This window comes from Cupriavidus sp. D384 (assembly GCF_001652915.1).
Lineage (GTDB): Bacteria > Pseudomonadota > Gammaproteobacteria > Burkholderiales > Burkholderiaceae > Cupriavidus.
This window is the reverse complement of the sequence record NZ_BBQI01000107.1, coordinates 1-220: the sequence shown is the minus strand read 5'-3', so window position 1 is coordinate 220 and position 220 is coordinate 1. Positions and strand designations below refer to the sequence as shown.

Annotated in this window: 1 pseudogene; it reads left to right on the top strand. The window is 55.5% G+C overall.

What is annotated here, in order from left to right:
• Positions 1-220: pseudogene (locus A9J21_RS32435) on the top strand (hypothetical protein); the annotation flags it as partial.

Here is a 220-nt window from a genome sequence, read left to right as displayed (position 1 = left end):
TAATGGCTCGACCAATGTTTCCGGCAACTCGACGAACGGCACTGGCGTCGATAACGGCGGTCGCATCAACACCGACGGTAATGGCTCGGCTAATGTCTCGGGAAATTCGACGAACGGAACCGGGGTAGATAACGGTAATGGAGCGATCAACACTGGCGGCAACGGATCGACGAATATCTCGGGTAATTCGACAGATGGCCCAGGCCTGGACAACGGTAAC